The sequence below is a fragment of the Leyella stercorea DSM 18206 genome (assembly GCF_000235885.1).
Taxonomy (GTDB): Bacteria; Bacteroidota; Bacteroidia; order Bacteroidales; family Bacteroidaceae; genus Prevotella; species Prevotella stercorea.
In genome coordinates this window covers 1-16,492 of sequence record NZ_JH379444.1, presented here as the reverse complement: position 1 = coordinate 16,492, position 16,492 = coordinate 1, and the positions used below count along the sequence as shown (strand labels likewise).

Genomic DNA, 16,492 nt, shown 5'->3' with positions numbered 1-16,492 from the left:
TCATACTTTGATGACCATTCCATCATCTTGTTAATGACTTCCACGGACTCACCGGTACTGTTTATGTCAAGCATCAGGTCACGGATACCGTCGATGATAACAAGTCCGTATCCTTTTCTTTGACGTAAGGCGTAGTCGATGACCCCAATGCGTATTGCCGGAGAGTATTCGCGCAAGCAAATAAAGTCGAGGTTTTCACTGTCGGTTGTAGTGGGCAGTCCGGCAAGCCGCAAGATGCGTTCCAGTACATTGTGACAATGGAAGCGGCTCTGCTCCGTGTCCACGTACAGAATCTTGCGTTTACCTTCCGGGAGGTGCGCCCGGTAGTTCAGCACTTGTTTCCCTGCCAGCGATGCAGCGACAATGGCCGAAACGTTAAATGTTTTTTTTGATTTCGCCTTGCCGGTTGATGCGCTGAAGTTGCCGAGCGTAGCAATGGTCGAGTTGTCTATCCAGATAATCTGTGGCGGCGTTTCATAGGTATCCGTCGCCCGAATCTGCGAGGCGGAGAGGATATCCGATAAGAAATCCTCCTCCGGCCTCATATCCACATTATATTCAGTTCTTCTTTCGTTTTCCATGGCGTCTTTGATTAAAGAAAGGTTGTGTGGCAGCGGCCTCGTTTGCCATACGTGCTGCTTCATCTACGGTTGGTTCATAATTCTGCAAAAGCCATTCGTCCAGATCTTCTTTGGCGAAATATATCATTTTGCCACGTGGCTTGTAGTGCGGAATCTCCTTGCCTGATGTTAGCTTGTACAGCATACTCTCGGATATTCCGATATACATACAAGCCTCTTGGAAGGTAAACACCTGTTTGGTGGTATATATATTTTTTTCCAGCAATGCGATGCGTTCCAACAGACTTTCTATCGGATCTAATTTCTTTAGGATGGCTTCGACGCTTGTAAGCCGTTCACTCAGCCGTTCCATGAATGTCAATCTATTATTTTGCATAAATGAGTTATTATAAATTTAGACAATGAAGTATATCCTCCGTTATGTAGCGCGCTAACGGAGGTCAAAGATAGGGCAACCCAAAAGGTCAGCGTGAGTTTGTACCGTGATAGTAACCACGTATCACGGCAACTGTCACGCTTTTACCTTTCACATACTTCGCTTATTGGCACTTCTTACCACTCTCTCAGTTCATCAATGGCTCGTCTGATACCGTAACCTGTTGATGTCATGTTGTTACGCAAGGCAGACAGAGCGGATGAAAGGCTTGAAGCTGAAACGAATCCTTTTCCATCCTTGGTTTGCAAGAACCGCCCACTACTGAGAACGGACTGCCATTTGGCTTGGATAAACGAGTGCTCAAGGAGTGTATCAAACAGGATGGCCACATGGCGGATATTGTTTACACGAATACAGAATCCTTCTTTACAGGAAAGCAGGGCTTCCATATCTTCAACGTGTAGGGTAGAAACGCAAAACAGATGATAAGCATTGGCACAAGCTGTAATACCTATCATCTGTTTACGAGTGAGATTGCATCCAAAAGAAAGAGGATAAATTCTTGTCGGTCCATCTTTGCAGCACGTGACGGACTGTGATGGTGGCACAAACGTATCATACGTTCGTTTCAGTTCCATACACTTCTCGAACGAGAAGTCTGCTTCGGTAAAAAATGCTCGGATAAGATGGGAGCAATCGTTTAATAGCCCCTTGACGATATGAATGTTCATTTCATGGCAGTTCCGGCAGACCGCATGGTCACAGTCGATATACCGGTGGCTGTTTACGAAATCCTCCACGTAACGGTAGTACTGCTTATTGCCCGTCACGACATCACGGAGATACATTGTTTTTGCTTCAACGAGCAATGCGAATAATTCTTTCGCTACATCCTGTTCTGCAACAAAATGGTGCAGATGTTTTTTCCCTCCAAAAAGAGAGAGAGCCATTGTTAGGTCTTTTCATGATGAAATATTTTAAATTGGATTTATATGATATATTATAAGAGTGTTGCTCCCGAAAGAGAATCCTGTCGGAACAACACCCTTATAAGTGATTACATATCTGATGTTCATTGCATTGTCAATCGAATAAACCGTTGGTCAGATTTACTGCATCGTCTTTTTTCTTATTGACGATTTTGGCATACACTTGGGTCATCTTTACAGATGTATGACCGAGTAATTTAGATACAGTGTACAAATCGGCCCCCAATGTCAGCATCATTGTGGCGAACGTGTGGCGGGCGGTATGAAAGGTGAATCGCTTGGAAATTCCGGCGGCTTTGGCCCATGGTTTGATAAGCTGGTTGATACCAGAAGGCAAATCGAACACATGGTCGTCTGCTGTCTTGTCCCCACGTTCCGGCATCCACTTCAACGCTTCATTGGAGAGCGGAAGGTAAATCGGTTCTTTCGTCTTCTGCATGGCTACTGCCAAGCGGTATTGGCCGTTGTCAATAAACACATCTTTCCATTGCAATCCGATAATGTCACTGATACGTAGTCCACAGAAGCAGGAGAACAGGTAGGCACTTTTTACCCCTTCGTTCTGCATTGGTGTAGCGATTAATGATCTCACTTCTTCAATAGTCATATACGAACGCACACTTTCCGGCATCTTGGGCTTCTCCGATTTTTCCATTTCGTTGAATGGATTCTTTAAGATCCGTTTCGCACGGACAGCGGCATTTAACGCACCGTTGAAAATCTGGTAATAGGTATTACGCGTAGAAGCCGAGATGGGTTTTCCTTTGGGACGGTAGTTTGTCAGCATATAGTCGATATAGCCGTGGCAAAAAGTGAGGTCAATCTGATTTAATGTGAATCTTTCTCCTGCATACTCTTTCAAGATATCGGTAACAGATTTTATCTGGCCTATGTTTTTCTTACCACGTTTCTTCTGTTCCTCTTTATAGAGTTGCATCCAGTCCAGCAGATAAACCTTATCCTTGTGATTCATGATACCGGCTTCACCACTTGTCAACTCTATGATACGCTTCGATTTGATTGCATTTGCGGCAGCCATTGTCGTTTCGTTCTGTTGGCGGGCATTACGATCCGTTTCCGGAATAAGATACATTTTCAGATACTCGTATGTCCGCTTACCATTTCGGTATATATCCAGATACAAACTCTTGCTGCCATTGGCCAACTCCTTCGTCCGAAGACGAATCGGCTCCTTTACTTTTATTGGCTTTCTGGTCCTTGGCATATTTGTGTCCTTTTATTCGTTATTTCCTATCACAAAGGTACAAATAAAAAACGAAATCAAGAAACAAACAAGAAACAAAAATGCACCTAAAAAAAGCAAAGCAACAGAAAACGTAGAAAACAACTGAAAATAAAAACTCGTATATAAATTATTGATATATAGATGATTTATCTATATTTATTTGGAACTTGTTTTCATTTTATATATGTCTTTATGATTATTGGAAATAATATTAAGACAGAGCCGTGACACAGTTCAGTTTATATTTATAGTCTATGTCCAATAGTTTGCTATTGTAGATGCAGCGATGGCAACATATTGGTACCTCGCCATCTCAGATAATAAAATTGAGAGGTTATTTGTAGTAATCGACACTACAGATTACCTCGAATTACAGAATTGTGCCACTCCAAAGTAAAGATTTCAAATGAATTATTCTTTTGTCTGAATAAGATTCTTTAATTTTGTAGTTAACAATTGGCAATTCTACTAAAAAACGATGGACGGAATTGGTTTCTTCTGTGAAAAACCGTCGAAATTCGACGAAAATCACATACTTCCGTCGAAAAAATCGTTGAAATAGATTCAAATTTGTCGTAATTCAACAGAATTCATAGCGAAAGCGACCAATTATAGCGGACAATACAAAAAAAAACGTAGCGGAGAGTCTCCGCTACGTTTATATTTATAGTTAATGTCCAAAAGTTTGCCATTGCAGATGCAGCGATGTCGACATCTTGACATCTCACCATCTCAACTATCTAAAGCCCTGAAGCAGGGCTTTAGAAATTAGTCTTCTAATGCACCGATAATCTCGCTTACAGAAGAGCAACCGTGATTGTCGAGCCAGTTGTTGATGCCGTCGCGCACCTTGATGGTCACGGCAGGGTCGAGGAAGTTGGCGGTGCCGATTTCGATGGCTGTTGCGCCAGCCATGAGGAACTCGATGGCGTCCTCGGCGGTGCAGATGCCGCCAAGACCTACTACCGGAATCTTTACAGCCTTAGCCACCTGCCATACCATGCGCACGGCAACCGGCTTGACAGCCGGACCGCTCAGTCCGCCGGTGTTGATACTGAGCATTGGGCGACGGCGCTCGATGTCGATGGCCATGCCCATGAGTGTGTTGATGAGCGACACGCTGTCAGCTCCCTCTGCCTCTACAGCCTTTGCAATCTCGGTGACATCGGTCACGTTCGGCGAAAGCTTCACGATGATTGGCTTGTTGTAGCGCTCACGCACGGCGCGCACTACTCTGGCAGCGCCCGTTGTGGTTACGCCGAAAGCCATGCCGCCCTGCTTCACGTTGGGGCAGGAGATGTTAAGCTCGATTGCCGGGATGTTCTCTAATTCGTTGATGCGTGCAGCGCACTCGGCGTAGTCGTCTGGCGACGAACCGCTCACGTTGACGATCATGTTTGTGTCGATGTCCTTTATCTGCGGATAGATGTTGCGGCAGAAATAGTCGACACCCTTGTTCTGAAGGCCCACGCAGTTGAGCATACCCTGCGGTGTCTCAGCCATGCGCGGATAGTCGTTGCCCTCGCGTGGGTTGAGTGTGGTGCCTTTAACGATGATGCCACCAATCTCTTCGAGCGGCACGAAGTCGGCAAACTCCAGACCGTATCCGAATGTTCCCGATGCGGTCATTACGGGGTTCTTCAGTTTCAGACCGCCAATCTTTACACTTAAATCTGCCATGTCAGTTTCTTTATATTCATTACCGGACCTTCCTTACATACACACTTGTTGCCTTCCACTGTCTTCTCTACGCAGCAGAGACATGCTCCGACGCCGCACGCCATCTTGTTCTCGAGCGATACCTCGCACTCGATGTCGTTCTTGAAGGCGTAGCGAGCCACAGCCATCATCATCGGCTTCGGTCCGCAGGTAGAGATGCGGTCGAAGTGCTCTTGAGCCAGTACGGAGTGGTTGGTTACGAAGCCTTTTTCGCCTTCGGATCCGTCCTCGGTGGTGATGAGTACGCGTCCTACCTGCTCGAAGAGTTCGCGCTCCAGCACGTCCTTAGCCGAGCGTGCGCCGAGCAGGAACGTCGGTTCGCCGCCCATCGCCTTGATGCGCTTGCCGAAGTAGAGCAGCGGAGCCACGCCCACGCCGCCACCTACGAGCAACACCTTCTGTGTACTGTCTGTCGGCATTGTGAACGAGTTGCCGAGTGGCAGCACGCAGTTGAGGCGGTCGCCTTTCTGCAACTTCTGTAGCTGGCGTGTGCCGTCGCCTACGGCAGCCACGAGGAGCCAAAGCTCGTTGTGGTCGTAATCCACGTTGTTGATAGAGATGGGGCGGCGCAGGAATGTAGACGGCGAATTGTCTACGCGCACCTCTACGAACTGACCCGGAAGCATCTCGGGCAGCGGTTTGTCGTCGGTGAGCTTGATGAGCACGTGCTTGTCGCTCAGAGCTTCAACGCTGTTGACCGTAAGGTCGAGTATGTACTTTTTCATTTATTTTTGTTTGTCTTGTTGCTTTGTGACAGTATATATTTAGAGGTGTCGCTTAATCTAACGTGCAAAGGTAATAAAAAAGTAAAAGAGTAAAAAAGTAAAAGAGTAAAAAAGTAAAAGAACGTTTGTATGTGTCAATTCTGTCACTCTCGGTCTGTCATATTTGTCATGTGCTGTAACTCGATGGTGCTTTGGCACGCTTTTGGCTATATCCTTAACGAAAGCGGACGGCAGATGAGCCGTCGCAACAACCAATAGTAATTATAAAAACTTAAAGCATAAGAATTATGAACATTAAACCATTAGCAGACAGAGTACTCGTACTCCCTGCACAGGCAGAAGAAAAAGTCGGTGGAATCATCATTCCTGATACAGCAAAAGAGAAACCGCAGCACGGTACAATCGTTGCAGCAGGTAACGGCACAAAGGACGAGGAGATGGTTCTGAAAGAAGGTGACGAAGTGCTCTACGGCAAGTATTCTGGTACAGAGCTTGAGGTTGAAGGCACAAAGTATCTCATCATGCGTCAGAGTGATGTGCTCGCTGTTGTTCAGAAATAAAAATTAATAACTAATAATTAATAATTAAAGAAATGGCTAAAGATATTAAATACAATATGGATGCACGCGACCTGTTGAAGAACGGTGTCGACAAGTTGGCTAACGCAGTAAAGGTAACACTCGGTCCGAAAGGCCGTAACGTGGTTATCGAGAAGAAGTTCGGTGCTCCGCAGATTACAAAGGATGGTGTGACCGTAGCTAAGGAAGTGGAGCTCGAGGACAAGTTCGAGAACACTGGCGCACAGCTTGTTAAGAGCGTAGCAAGCAAGACCGGCGACGATGCAGGCGACGGTACAACAACCGCTACAATCCTCACTCAGGCTATCGTAACCGAGGGTTTGAAGAACGTAACCGCAGGTGCTAACCCGATGGACCTGAAGCGTGGTATCGACAAGGCAGTGGCTGCTGTCGTAGCACACATCAAGGCAAACGCAGAGATTGTTGGCGACAACTACGACAAGATTGAGCAGGTAGCAACCGTTTCTGCTAACAACGACCCGGAGATTGGTAAGCTCCTGGCTGACGCAATGCGCAAGGTGTCTAAGGACGGCGTAATCACCATCGAGGAGAGCAAGAGCCGCGACACAAACATCGGCGTAACAGAAGGTATGCAGTTTGACCGCGGTTATCTGAGTGCTTACTTCGTTACCGACTCTGAGAAGATGGAGTGCGTTATGGACAACCCGTACATCCTTATCTACGACAAGAAGATCAGCAGCGTTAAGGACTTGCTGCCTATCCTGCAGCCGGCTGCAGAGAGCGGACGCCCGATGCTCATCATCGCTGAGGACGTAGACTCTGAGGCACTCACCACACTCGTTGTGAACCGTCTGCGTGCAGGCTTGAAGATCTGCGCTGTGAAGGCTCCTGGCTTCGGCGATCGTCGTAAGGCAATGCTCGAGGATATCGCTACTCTGACTGGTGGCGTTGTTATCAGCGAGGAGAAGGGCTTGAGCCTCGACAAGGCTACACTCGACCTCTGCGGTTCATGCGAGAAGGCTACCGTTTCTAAGGACAACACCACTATCGTGGGTGGCTGCGGACAGAAGGACCTCATCGCTGACCGTGTTGCTCTTATCAAGAATGAGATTGCAAACACAAAGAGTGCTTATGACAAGGAGAAGTTGCAGGAGCGTCTTGCAAAGCTCGCCGGTGGCGTAGCCGTTCTCTACGTAGGCGCTAACAGCGAGGTGGAGATGAAGGAGAAGAAGGACCGCGTTGACGACGCTCTCTGCGCTACACGTGCAGCAATGGAGGAAGGCGTTGTCGTTGGTGGCGGCACAACATACATCCGCGCTCAGAAGGAGCTTGCAGAGCTCAAGGGCGAGAACGCTGACGAGCAGACTGGTATCAACATCGTGCGTCGTGCTATCGAGGAGCCGCTTCGCCAGATCGTAAAGAACGCCGGTGGCGAGGGTGCTGTTGTCGTTCAGAAGGTTCGCGAGGGCGAAGGCGACTTCGGCTACAATGCTCGTAAGGACGCTTACGAAGACCTCCGCGCAGCAGGTGTCATCGACCCGGCTAAGGTGGAGCGCGTAGCTCTTGAGAACGCTGCTTCTATCGCAGGTATGTTCCTCACAACCGAGTGCATCATCTGCGACAAGCCAGAGGAGAAGGCTCCGGCTATGCCTATGGGCAACCCGGGCATGGGTGGCATGATGTAATCAGACCGAATCAGATTCTTTTTAAATAAACAAAGCGTCCCTATTCCGCAGTGGAGTAGGGACGCTTTTTTTGTTTCTCCTTCGTTTAATATGCCATTACTTTCTTGTTTAATCTATGTTAATTAGCCTGATAAACAATAACTTTGTTGTATATTTGTAGGTGGTTCCTACATTTAATGATTTTGTTCGACAGATGAGAACCTAATGTAATAAACAAGTAATAAAATGGTGAATAAGAACTCTATAAAACTTTTTGGCGGCGATAAGATTCGTGCCGTTTGGGACGATGAACAGGAAAAGTGGTATTTCTCTATTGTTGATGTCGTGGCGGTATTGACGGAAAGCAAGGATTTTCAGACCGCAAGAAAGTACTGGAACAAGCTAAAACAGCGTTTGAAGGAAGAGGGTTTTGAACCGGTGACAAATTGTCACCAGTTGAAAATGCCTGCAGCAGATGGAAAGATGCGCTTAACAGACGTTGCTGATACAGAGCAACTTTTGCGTATCATTCAGTCTATGCCTTCACCAAAGACTGAGCCGTTTAAGATGTGGCTTGCTAAAGTTGGAACAGCTCGACTTGATCAGATGCAGGATCCAGAGCTGAGTATTCAGCAGGCCATGATAGACTATAAGCGATTGGGATATTCAGACAATTGGATTAACCAGCGATTGAAAAGCATTGAGATACGCAAGGACTTGACCGACCAATGGAAACTTCATAATGTAGAAGAAGGAGTGCAGTATGCTACTTTGACCGACATCATCTATCAGTCATGGGCTGGCAGGACATCAAAGGAATACAAACAGTTGAAAGGATTGAAGAAGGAAAATCTTCGTGATAACATGACTAACGAGGAACTTGTGCTGAATATGCTTGCAGAACTATCTGCAACAAGCATAACCAAAGCAAAGAATCCTCAGACTTTAGACGAAAACAAAACTTGTGCAAAAGAAGGTGGTGATGTGGCTCGTGTTGCAAGAGAACAATTAGAATCGAAGACTGGCCGATTGGTTGTTTCTCCCCTCTCAGCCAAAAGATTCTTTGAGGCTCAACAGCCCAAAGGAGAATTGGACGACAAAAGTACTTGTGGCGAGGAGCAAGATAAATAATGTATATAAAAATGACACTCCACCTTGAAAGCGTTGGTTTCTGAGGTAGAGTGTCAAATTCGATGTGGTCGGAGCTTTAGTATGTGGTTAAGGCTCCTTTTTGTATTCTTTTACTTGTTTTGATTATATTTCTTCAACAATCTCTGCGAGAGCCTTGCGCTTCTTCTCTGTACGCGGACAATCCTCGGCGATGTGTCCGACGGGGATGATTGCCACAGCTTCGAAGTCGGCAGAGGGGAAGAGGCGACTCATGATGTCGGTGTCGAAGTTGCACACCCAGCAGGTGCCGAGGTTGCGCTCGGTAGCAGCGAGGCACAGATGCTCGGTAGCTATAGCCACGTCGATGTCGCCGTGCTGCTTGTCGTCGTAGCGGCGTGTCCAGCACTCGCTGTTGTTCTTCATGCACACGATGTAGGGCGGAGCAGTGCGGAACCAATCGCGGTCGTATGCCTGCCAGAGCTGTTCCTTAGCCTCCTTGCTGCGCACAACGACAAATTTCCACGGCTGACGGTTGACAGCTGACGGAGCCAATCGCACGCACTCGAGGATATATGCCAAGTCGTCGTCGCTTACCGCCTCGTCAGTATATTTGCGTGCCGAGAAGCGGGTTTGTGATAGTTCGAGAATATTCATACGTTCGGCTTACTTCTTTGTCAGCACATACAGTTTGGCTGTTTCGCCCTCAGGCTCATTGCCGAGCGAGTCGGTCATAATTACGCTGCTGTTGTCCTTAACCTTGTAGAAGGTGTGCTCGCCGCTCGATGGACGAACAAGCATCAGTACACTGTTGTCGAGAACCTCCAGCACGCCACTTGCCTCGTCGTGACCATCCTTGCGGTCGATATAGTCCTGCTGCAGCTGATATGTGCTATCGGCGTTGATAGTGAGCACGGTCTTGATGCCCGGGCAATCGGCTGCAGGCAGTGTGCCCTCGTATGTGCCGGCAACGGCAGCGAGGTCTACGCTTTCGGCAGCTGTTGTGTCAGTTACGCTTGTCGAATCGGTGTTCGTTTCGTTCTGTGCGGTGTTCTTGCCATTGCAAGACACCATCAATGCTGCAGCCAAGAGTGCAGCGTACATAAGATTTCTTTTCATATCTTTTTTTGCTTACCATTATTTGTGGCGCAAAATTACGTATTTATAATCAGATACTATCTGTTGGTGTTTTTAAAAGTTCTAAAAAGATATTAGGGAATGGAAAATTCCCCAAGAGCCGACTCTTGCAGAAAATAGAGCAAGGCGAAAGAAACATACTTGCCATACCGTTGCTTACATATATAAATAAGGCGTAAATAACTAAAAAGCAACATTATTCACAAATAAAAAAGTTAGCATTATGGCAACAGTAAAAGTAAAGTTCCGCGCATCCTCGGTGCCAGGAAAGGAAGGCACATTGTATTATCACCTCATCCATCAGCGCAGTCTGCGCTGGATTAGTACCGACTATCATGTCTTTCCAGACGAGTGGAACGACAAGAAGTCGGCTATCATTGTTTCTAACCGCAACAACCGACAGGCACATCTACAGCTAATCCAGTCGCAGATAGATTGGGAGATGAAGCAGATGCAGCGTATCATCCGTGATAAGGATGCAGAGGGCATCTCTTATACTATTGACGACATAGCCAAGGAGATACAGCAACTGCCATCGAGCCAGAGCGTTTTTGCTTTCTTTCGCCAGCAGATAGTCAAGAAAGAACAAATGCAGTGCATCGGCACCAAGAGTAACTATGTCAGTGCTACCAACCGTTTCATGGAGTTTCGTGGCAATGAAGACATTACCTTCTCACAAATGACAAGCGAGATGATGGAAATGTATCAGGCATGGCTATGGAACAGAGGTGTCGGACAAAACACCGTAGCGTTCTATCTGCGAACCCTCCGCACCCTCTACAACAAGGCGGTGGAAGCAGGGCAAGCTCCACCAAATGATCTCTTTTCTCACGTGCAGACCGCTAACGTGAGAACTGCCAAACGTGCCATTACTGTCAGGGAAATTCGCAAGATAGAGAAATTGGACTTGCCAAGAGGTTTCTCCCTTGACAAGGCACGAGACCTGTTTCTGCTTAGCTTCTATCTCCGTGGCATGGCATTCGTAGATATGGCATTTCTGAAGAAGACAGACTTGAAATGTAGTATGGTAAACTACAACCGTCGCAAGACCCACCAAAACCTCAATATTGAGTGGATGAAACCGATGCAAACCATCATCGACAAATATGCCGAGCAAACCAAGGACTCTCCTTATCTGCTACCCATCCTGACAGGCAAGGAATCCTCTCCATACACCGCATACCGCAAGGTGGAGCACAACACAAACTATAACCTGAAGAAAATAGGTGAGATGGTAGGCTTGAAGATACCGCTCACCACCTACGTGGCACGCCATACCTGGGCAAGCGTAGCCTTGCACATGAACATCCCGATAGCCACCATCAGCGAGGGTATGGGGCACAACTCCTTCAAGACCACACAGATTTACTTACAGTCGTTAGACATGGCAACCATCAACGAAGCCAATGCACGGATTATAAGAAAAATCCGATTAAGCGAGTGCAATGAAAAATAGTTTTCAGATTGCTGAGCGTGAGGATTTTATCAAAAGATTTTAAAAGATCTGTAAATAAATGGTAGCATTTACACCATCCCGAAATGATGGGGGAAATGTTTAGCAAATTTCACGCTTTCTTCTTATAAAAGAGCAAAAACAGCCGAAACAAGTGCAAATCTGCCACTTGGAGAAATCATCCAAGGCAGATTTGCTAAACATTTGCGTGATTTTTTTAGAATGACTAACAGAAAATGATAAAATCTAACATGTAATCCAACTAATTTTCGTATTTTTGTAGCGAGTTCACTCTTTTATAAGAAGAAAGTGTAACGAATGTAAAATACATATGCAAAAGCTGTAATGTCTGATACTCATAAATGCGATTAAGATTATGCACGACAATAACAAATTGACTAGGCTTTCACAACTATCATGTATGGTTGTAGCTAATTACATAAAGTAGAGCAGAATTTATGAAACCGGATGGTACGAATTCTTTTTCTACAGCCGACGAGAAACGTGTTTCTCAAGAGGGCAACCACTTTACTGAGCCAGACGTAAAGACTGGTTCAGAGGTAAAGAAGTGTCTTCAATCGGACGGAACCACATGGTCGTATCTCTTTGTGCATCATAGCAAAGTGAAGGGCATGGAAGCGCAGTTGACCAAAGACGGTAGAACATATTTTGTGCATAAAACTATAAGGTATTTCAAGAGAATGGGCAAGCAGAAAGTGCAACACAAAGAAATACCGACTGTCAGCGGACTTGTCTTCTTCCAAGGTTTTCCCGAAGAGATACAAACCTATCTTGACAAGAAATTCCCTCGCACTCATCTGTGCAAGAATTGTAGCACAGGCAAAGTGGCAGAAATTAAAGATTCACAGATGCGACCATTCATGTGTGTCAACGAGACAGAGCCTGAACGCATCCGTTTCCTGCTTAAACCATTCCATTACTATGCCCGCAACCGCATCCTGCTCCGTATCACCAGTGGAGAATTGGCAGGATTGGAAGGCTATGTCATTCGCATCAACCGAGATCGTCGTCTTGTGATGGATGTGGGTGGTATCAGCGTTACCATTGCAGGTGTCCACGCCGAGCACTTTGAGGAAGTGAAGCCAGACGGCACATCAATAACAGATACCAATCCATTCTACCAGCGTAATCTGCAAGAGCGAGAAGCCATCATCGACCGCTACTTCCACCCTGTGAAAACAGCTAATGAGGTCGCTGTCCAAGCCGAAAACATCGACTACCTGCGAGAATATGTGTTGGCAGAGTTGGCACAAAAACGCATGGACATCAACAAGGCATGGAATACCTATACCTTTATCATCAAGGAGATAGGCTACTACTATGCCCCATTTATCGAGCAATTCAAGGAAAACCTCGACCCCATCATGCGTGAAGGAGGCAAGGTACTCCAAGAAATGGAACAGATTATCAAAAGTCCTTATATCAGTCCTAACGACAAGACCAGATACGAAAATGACTATCAGGAGATATTGTCGCAATACGAATATCTGTTCTAAAAAGCAATATTATAGTTTCATTATATCACCCACCATTGCCATGGCCAAGGACTTGTGACACAAGATTATGAATGAGGTGAGTGTGAGTGAAGTGATATAAAAAAAGAAAATCACATGAACATAGTAAAAACAGAAATACAAGGCGTTCTCATTATAGAGCCACGCCTCTTCGGTGATGCTCGTGGCTACTTCTTCGAGAGCTTCAGCAAGCGAGAGTTTGAAGAGAAAGTTGCCCCAATTTTGGGACACAGTGTTCACTTCTGCCAAGACAATGAGTCTATGAGCAGCTATGGTGTCATGCGAGGCTTGCACTTCCAGTGTCCACCCTATACTCAGAGCAAGTTGGTACGTTGCGTAAAAGGTAGAGTGCTCGATGTTGCTGTTGATATTCGTAAAGGCTCTCCTACTTATGGCAAACATGTGGCAGTGGAACTGACAGAAGATAACCATCGCCAGTTCTTCATTCCAAAAGGCTTTGCCCATGGTTTCGCTGTTCTTTCAGAAACAGCCGTCTTCCAGTACAAGTGTGATAACTTCTATCATCCAGAAGCAAATGGAGGTATCAGCATTCTCGATGAAACTCTCGATATCGATTGGAAAATCCCAACAAAACATGCCAATCTCTCAGAGAAAGATACGAAGCATGCGATGCTGAAGGATTTTGATAGTCCGTTCGATATCAACGTGGATTTATACTAATAATACGTAGCCTCCGCACCTTGCTTCCACAAGATGAGGACGGCAATGCCAATGTAGGCAAGGATTATCCGACTGTACGAATGCAAGAACTGCGTGGTTCATGCAGCCGATGAAAGTAAGGTGGTAGTTCAAGGATTGGATGGCTATATTGTAGCCGAGAAGGAATGGACAGCTGCTTGCTCTTTGAAGGAAGAACAGAGAATTAAAGAATTTGGAAAGTAATATATGTCAAATCAAACATCAGATAATAATAAGCGAATAGCGAAGAATACTGCGGTATTGTATGTAAAATTGATACTATCTGTGATTATAGGTCTTTATACGTCCCGTGTAATCCTTCAAGCATTAGGTGCTTCGGATTATGGTTTGTATACTATTGTTGGAGGTATTGTTTCAATGATGAATTTTCTAGGTGTCACCATGATGTCTGTAACTTATCGGTATATTGTAGTGGAGTTTGGAAAAGGAGAAGAAGGAGATCCTAGAAAAGTATTTAATACTTCATTAGTGATACATATAGCCTTGGTCTTGTTACTTTTGATTGTAGGTGAAACTTTTGGAGTTTATTTTATAAGAAATATTGCGAATATTGATACTTCAAAAATAAGTGATGCGCTATTTGTTTTGCACCTTAGTTTAGCTGCAACATCTTTTGTTATCCTTAGTGTGCCATTTAATGGTTTGATAGTCGCTCGTGAGAAATTTGTATTTACATCCGTTGTAGAAATTGGTAGGACATTGCTGAAGTTAGGAATGGTTATAGCTCTAGCATATTATTGTGGCAACCGATTGAGGATGTTTGCCATTATAATGGCGATATTTAATATCATATTGCCAGTTAGTATGTATATCTATTGCTTTATAAAGGATAGAGAAATTGTAAGATGGCAATTTAATAAGAAGCGTTCTGATTATAGTGGTATTTTAGGATATGCTTTTTGGATTATGATAGGTGCTGTAGCTTCCATGGGTCAGAATCAAGGTTCCAATATGATAATCAACTTGTTCTTTAATACAGTCGTTAATGCGGCGTTTGGTATAGGTTTCCAAATTAACAACTATTTAATGATGTTTGTGCAGAGCTTGAATCAAGCGGCAATACCACAAATCATGAAGAGCCAAAGTAGTCATAATACCGAACGTTCTTTGTCTCTGATTTATGGGATTGCGAAAATCGCATTTTTCATCATGCTTATACCTGTTGTGCCGCTGATTCTTAATATGGATTTTGTACTAAAAGCTTGGCTTAAAGATGTGCCTCAATATACAGATGTGTTTGCAATATTGCTTTTAGTTGGAGGTTTAATCAAATGTTTGGGAGCAGGATTCGATTCTTCTATTCAGACAACTGGTAAAATCCGTTCATTTCAAATCTTCTATAGTGTAGCATATTTAATGGTTCTTCCTGCTGCTTATTTTCTTTTTGTAGTAGGTTTTCCTGTTTATACGATTATTATTTGTACAATATTGGCGTCTGTTGCAGTATTGGTATTTCAGGTTAGGTATCTAAGTAGAATTACTGAATTTGAACCAATGTGTTATTTACAGCATACTGTGTTCCCTTGTTTGGCTGTTGTAGTATGTTCTTTGCCCTTGTTCTTGTTGAAACTTTTTATCACAGGAACTGTGGTGAGTTTTTTAATGTCTAGTGTTATATCGTTAGTGTGGATCTTATGTTTAATCTACATGATTGGATGTACCAATGAAGAACGATATATAGTAAAACAAAGTATTAATAGAATTTTTAAATAAAAATAATTATGGAAAAGGCCAAAATAGATGTTGCAGTACTATTGCTTTTCTTTGCTCGCCCTGAGCAGACTGCTAAAGTTTTTGAGCAAATTAAAATAGCTCGTCCTTCAAAGCTTTTTCTTTATCAAGATGGAGCTAGAGAAGGAAGAACAGATGATGTAGCAGGTGTGAAAGCTTGTCGTAAAATTGTTGAGAACATTGATTGGGAGTGTGAAGTACATCGTATGTACCAAGAAAAGAATTATGGCTGTGATCCTTCAGAATACATCTCTCAAAAATGGATGTTTAGCATTGTGGACAAAGGTATTATTCTTGAAGACGATGATGTTCCCTCTCAAAGTTTTTTCCCTTTTTGCAAGGAGCTACTGGACAAGTATGAATATGACAATCGTATAGCGATGATTTGTGGCATGAACCATATGGATCAAGTTGACATTGATGGAGATTATTTCTTTTGCCGGAAACATGGGCCTATTTGGGGATGGGCGACCTGGCGTCGTTTTGTTGATATGTGGGATCCAAAATATAATTTTTTAGATAATGAGCGCGACATAACTAATCTTTTCTCTTCAGGAGAACTGTGGAATAAAAGACTGGAAACCTATTTGAAACATAAGGCTACAGGAATAGAACATTATGAAGATTTCGTTTCGAGTACTAGAATATTTAATTCTATGCTCGCTATTATTCCTTCTAAAAACCTTATTAGTAATATCGGTATAGCAGCAGTGTCAACTCATTCGACTTCCAATATCAATGATTTACCTCCTAAATTAAGGCGTATTCTTTTTAAGCCGACATTCGAGTATGATTTTCCATTGAAGCATCCTTTAAATGTTGTCGATGATGTTGAAAACTCTAGAAAAATCGATGCAACGATGAGAGCAGGACTTTATGAAAAACTGTATTTGCTCTATAGAAGAGTATGGAATTTTTTGTGTAAGAAAAAGTAAAATAGTAAGCACTCAAATTAGGGCTTAAATTAGAA

16 protein-coding genes and 1 pseudogene are annotated in these 16,492 nt (G+C 44.4%); 9 read left to right on the top strand and 8 right to left on the bottom strand.

Annotated elements, in window-relative coordinates; all coding sequences use genetic code 11:
* The 6 genes from HMPREF0673_RS14900 to HMPREF0673_RS08670 all read right to left on the bottom strand — a co-directional run.
* A partial coding sequence (locus tag HMPREF0673_RS14900; protein ID WP_007901063.1) for an AAA family ATPase occupies positions 1 to 581 on the bottom strand: 581 nt, incomplete at its 3' end.
* Positions 559 to 957 carry a helix-turn-helix domain-containing protein gene (locus tag HMPREF0673_RS08690; RefSeq protein ID WP_004322056.1) on the bottom strand — a complete coding sequence of 133 codons (399 nt, stop codon included), beginning with the start codon at positions 955 to 957 and terminating at the stop codon, positions 559 to 561. The genes HMPREF0673_RS08690 and HMPREF0673_RS14900, both read right to left, overlap by 23 nt.
* A 176-nt stretch (positions 958 to 1,133) precedes the next feature.
* Positions 1,134 to 1,907, bottom strand: coding sequence for a hypothetical protein (locus tag HMPREF0673_RS08685; protein WP_004310192.1), 774 nt, complete (start codon positions 1,905 to 1,907; stop codon positions 1,134 to 1,136).
* A gap of 133 nt (positions 1,908 to 2,040) precedes the next feature.
* Entirely contained in the window at positions 2,041 to 3,171 is a 1,131-nt protein-coding gene (locus HMPREF0673_RS08680) for a site-specific integrase (protein ID WP_004310193.1), read from the bottom strand.
* Between the two features lie 789 nt (positions 3,172 to 3,960).
* Positions 3,961 to 4,872 (bottom strand): dihydroorotate dehydrogenase, encoded by a 912-nt coding sequence (locus tag HMPREF0673_RS08675; RefSeq protein WP_007901057.1) that lies wholly within the window; start codon positions 4,870 to 4,872, stop codon positions 3,961 to 3,963.
* Complete coding sequence (locus HMPREF0673_RS08670) at positions 4,860 to 5,636, bottom strand: dihydroorotate dehydrogenase electron transfer subunit (protein ID WP_007901055.1); 777 nt, start codon at positions 5,634 to 5,636, stop codon at positions 4,860 to 4,862. The genes HMPREF0673_RS08675 and HMPREF0673_RS08670 overlap by 13 nt, the downstream gene beginning before the upstream one ends.
* Positions 5,637 to 5,923: 287 nt before the next feature.
* Here HMPREF0673_RS08670 and HMPREF0673_RS08665 point away from each other — a divergent pair, with 287 nt between their 5' ends.
* The 3 genes from HMPREF0673_RS08665 to HMPREF0673_RS08655 all read left to right on the top strand — a co-directional run bounded on the left by HMPREF0673_RS08665 (position 5,924) and on the right by HMPREF0673_RS08655 (position 8,970).
* Entirely contained in the window at positions 5,924 to 6,196 is a 273-nt protein-coding gene (locus HMPREF0673_RS08665) for a co-chaperone GroES (protein ID WP_007901051.1), read from the top strand.
* Positions 6,197 to 6,228: 32 nt separating this feature from the next.
* The gene (gene groL / locus HMPREF0673_RS08660) at positions 6,229 to 7,860 is read left to right on the top strand and encodes a chaperonin GroEL (RefSeq protein WP_007901049.1); all 1,632 of its coding nucleotides are present in this window, start codon (positions 6,229 to 6,231) and stop codon (positions 7,858 to 7,860) included.
* 225 nt (positions 7,861 to 8,085) lie between these two features.
* A complete protein-coding gene (locus HMPREF0673_RS08655) occupies positions 8,086 to 8,970 on the top strand; it encodes a BRO-N domain-containing protein (protein WP_007901047.1) in 885 nt (294 codons plus the stop codon).
* Positions 8,971 to 9,093: 123 nt separating this feature from the next.
* On the opposite strand, the gene HMPREF0673_RS08650 is transcribed toward HMPREF0673_RS08655, so the two are convergent.
* Positions 9,094 to 9,603: a nitroreductase family protein gene (locus HMPREF0673_RS08650; protein ID WP_007901046.1), complete on the bottom strand. Its 510-nt coding sequence runs from the start codon at positions 9,601 to 9,603 to the stop codon at positions 9,094 to 9,096.
* Positions 9,604 to 9,612: 9 nt separating this feature from the next.
* A complete protein-coding gene (locus HMPREF0673_RS08645) occupies positions 9,613 to 10,065 on the bottom strand; it encodes a copper resistance protein NlpE (protein ID WP_007901044.1) in 453 nt (150 codons plus the stop codon).
* A 241-nt stretch (positions 10,066 to 10,306) separates the two neighbouring features.
* On the opposite strand from HMPREF0673_RS08645, the gene HMPREF0673_RS08640 reads away from it, so the two are divergent.
* From HMPREF0673_RS08640 to HMPREF0673_RS08620, 6 genes and pseudogenes are all read left to right on the top strand, one after another.
* The gene (locus tag HMPREF0673_RS08640) at positions 10,307 to 11,539 is read left to right on the top strand and encodes a site-specific integrase (RefSeq protein WP_007901042.1); all 1,233 of its coding nucleotides are present in this window, start codon (positions 10,307 to 10,309) and stop codon (positions 11,537 to 11,539) included.
* A 455-nt stretch (positions 11,540 to 11,994) separates the two neighbouring features.
* A complete protein-coding gene (locus HMPREF0673_RS13430) occupies positions 11,995 to 13,053 on the top strand; it encodes a hypothetical protein (RefSeq protein ID WP_007901040.1) in 1,059 nt (352 codons plus the stop codon).
* A gap of 114 nt (positions 13,054 to 13,167) precedes the next feature.
* Entirely contained in the window at positions 13,168 to 13,752 is a 585-nt protein-coding gene (gene rfbC / locus HMPREF0673_RS08630; RefSeq protein WP_040596698.1) for a dTDP-4-dehydrorhamnose 3,5-epimerase, read from the top strand.
* 8 nt (positions 13,753 to 13,760) lie between these two features.
* Positions 13,761 to 13,974: pseudogene (locus HMPREF0673_RS14895) on the top strand (mannose-1-phosphate guanylyltransferase); the annotation flags it as partial.
* A gap of 3 nt (positions 13,975 to 13,977) precedes the next feature.
* Complete coding sequence (locus tag HMPREF0673_RS08625; protein ID WP_007901029.1) at positions 13,978 to 15,504, top strand: lipopolysaccharide biosynthesis protein; 1,527 nt, start codon at positions 13,978 to 13,980, stop codon at positions 15,502 to 15,504.
* 8 nt (positions 15,505 to 15,512) lie between these two features.
* Positions 15,513 to 16,457, top strand: coding sequence for a hypothetical protein (locus tag HMPREF0673_RS08620; protein ID WP_007901026.1), 945 nt, complete (start codon positions 15,513 to 15,515; stop codon positions 16,455 to 16,457).
* Positions 16,458 to 16,492: the final 35 nt, after the last annotated feature.

Coding starts and splice junctions, on each gene's coding strand:
- HMPREF0673_RS08690 (WP_004322056.1), bottom strand. CDS start 957: ATGCAAAATAATAGATTGACATTCATGGAACGGCTGAGTGAACGGCTT.
- HMPREF0673_RS08685 (WP_004310192.1), bottom strand. CDS start 1,907: ATGGCTCTCTCTCTTTTTGGAGGGAAAAAACATCTGCACCATTTTGTT.
- HMPREF0673_RS08680 (WP_004310193.1), bottom strand. CDS start 3,171: ATGCCAAGGACCAGAAAGCCAATAAAAGTAAAGGAGCCGATTCGTCTT.
- HMPREF0673_RS08675 (WP_007901057.1), bottom strand. CDS start 4,872: ATGGCAGATTTAAGTGTAAAGATTGGCGGTCTGAAACTGAAGAACCCC.
- HMPREF0673_RS08670 (WP_007901055.1), bottom strand. CDS start 5,636: ATGAAAAAGTACATACTCGACCTTACGGTCAACAGCGTTGAAGCTCTG.
- HMPREF0673_RS08665 (WP_007901051.1), top strand. CDS start 5,924: ATGAACATTAAACCATTAGCAGACAGAGTACTCGTACTCCCTGCACAG.
- groL (WP_007901049.1), top strand. CDS start 6,229: ATGGCTAAAGATATTAAATACAATATGGATGCACGCGACCTGTTGAAG.
- HMPREF0673_RS08655 (WP_007901047.1), top strand. CDS start 8,086: ATGGTGAATAAGAACTCTATAAAACTTTTTGGCGGCGATAAGATTCGT.
- HMPREF0673_RS08650 (WP_007901046.1), bottom strand. CDS start 9,603: ATGAATATTCTCGAACTATCACAAACCCGCTTCTCGGCACGCAAATAT.
- HMPREF0673_RS08645 (WP_007901044.1), bottom strand. CDS start 10,065: ATGAAAAGAAATCTTATGTACGCTGCACTCTTGGCTGCAGCATTGATG.
- HMPREF0673_RS08640 (WP_007901042.1), top strand. CDS start 10,307: ATGGCAACAGTAAAAGTAAAGTTCCGCGCATCCTCGGTGCCAGGAAAG.
- HMPREF0673_RS13430 (WP_007901040.1), top strand. CDS start 11,995: ATGAAACCGGATGGTACGAATTCTTTTTCTACAGCCGACGAGAAACGT.
- rfbC (WP_040596698.1), top strand. CDS start 13,168: ATGAACATAGTAAAAACAGAAATACAAGGCGTTCTCATTATAGAGCCA.
- HMPREF0673_RS08625 (WP_007901029.1), top strand. CDS start 13,978: ATGTCAAATCAAACATCAGATAATAATAAGCGAATAGCGAAGAATACT.
- HMPREF0673_RS08620 (WP_007901026.1), top strand. CDS start 15,513: ATGGAAAAGGCCAAAATAGATGTTGCAGTACTATTGCTTTTCTTTGCT.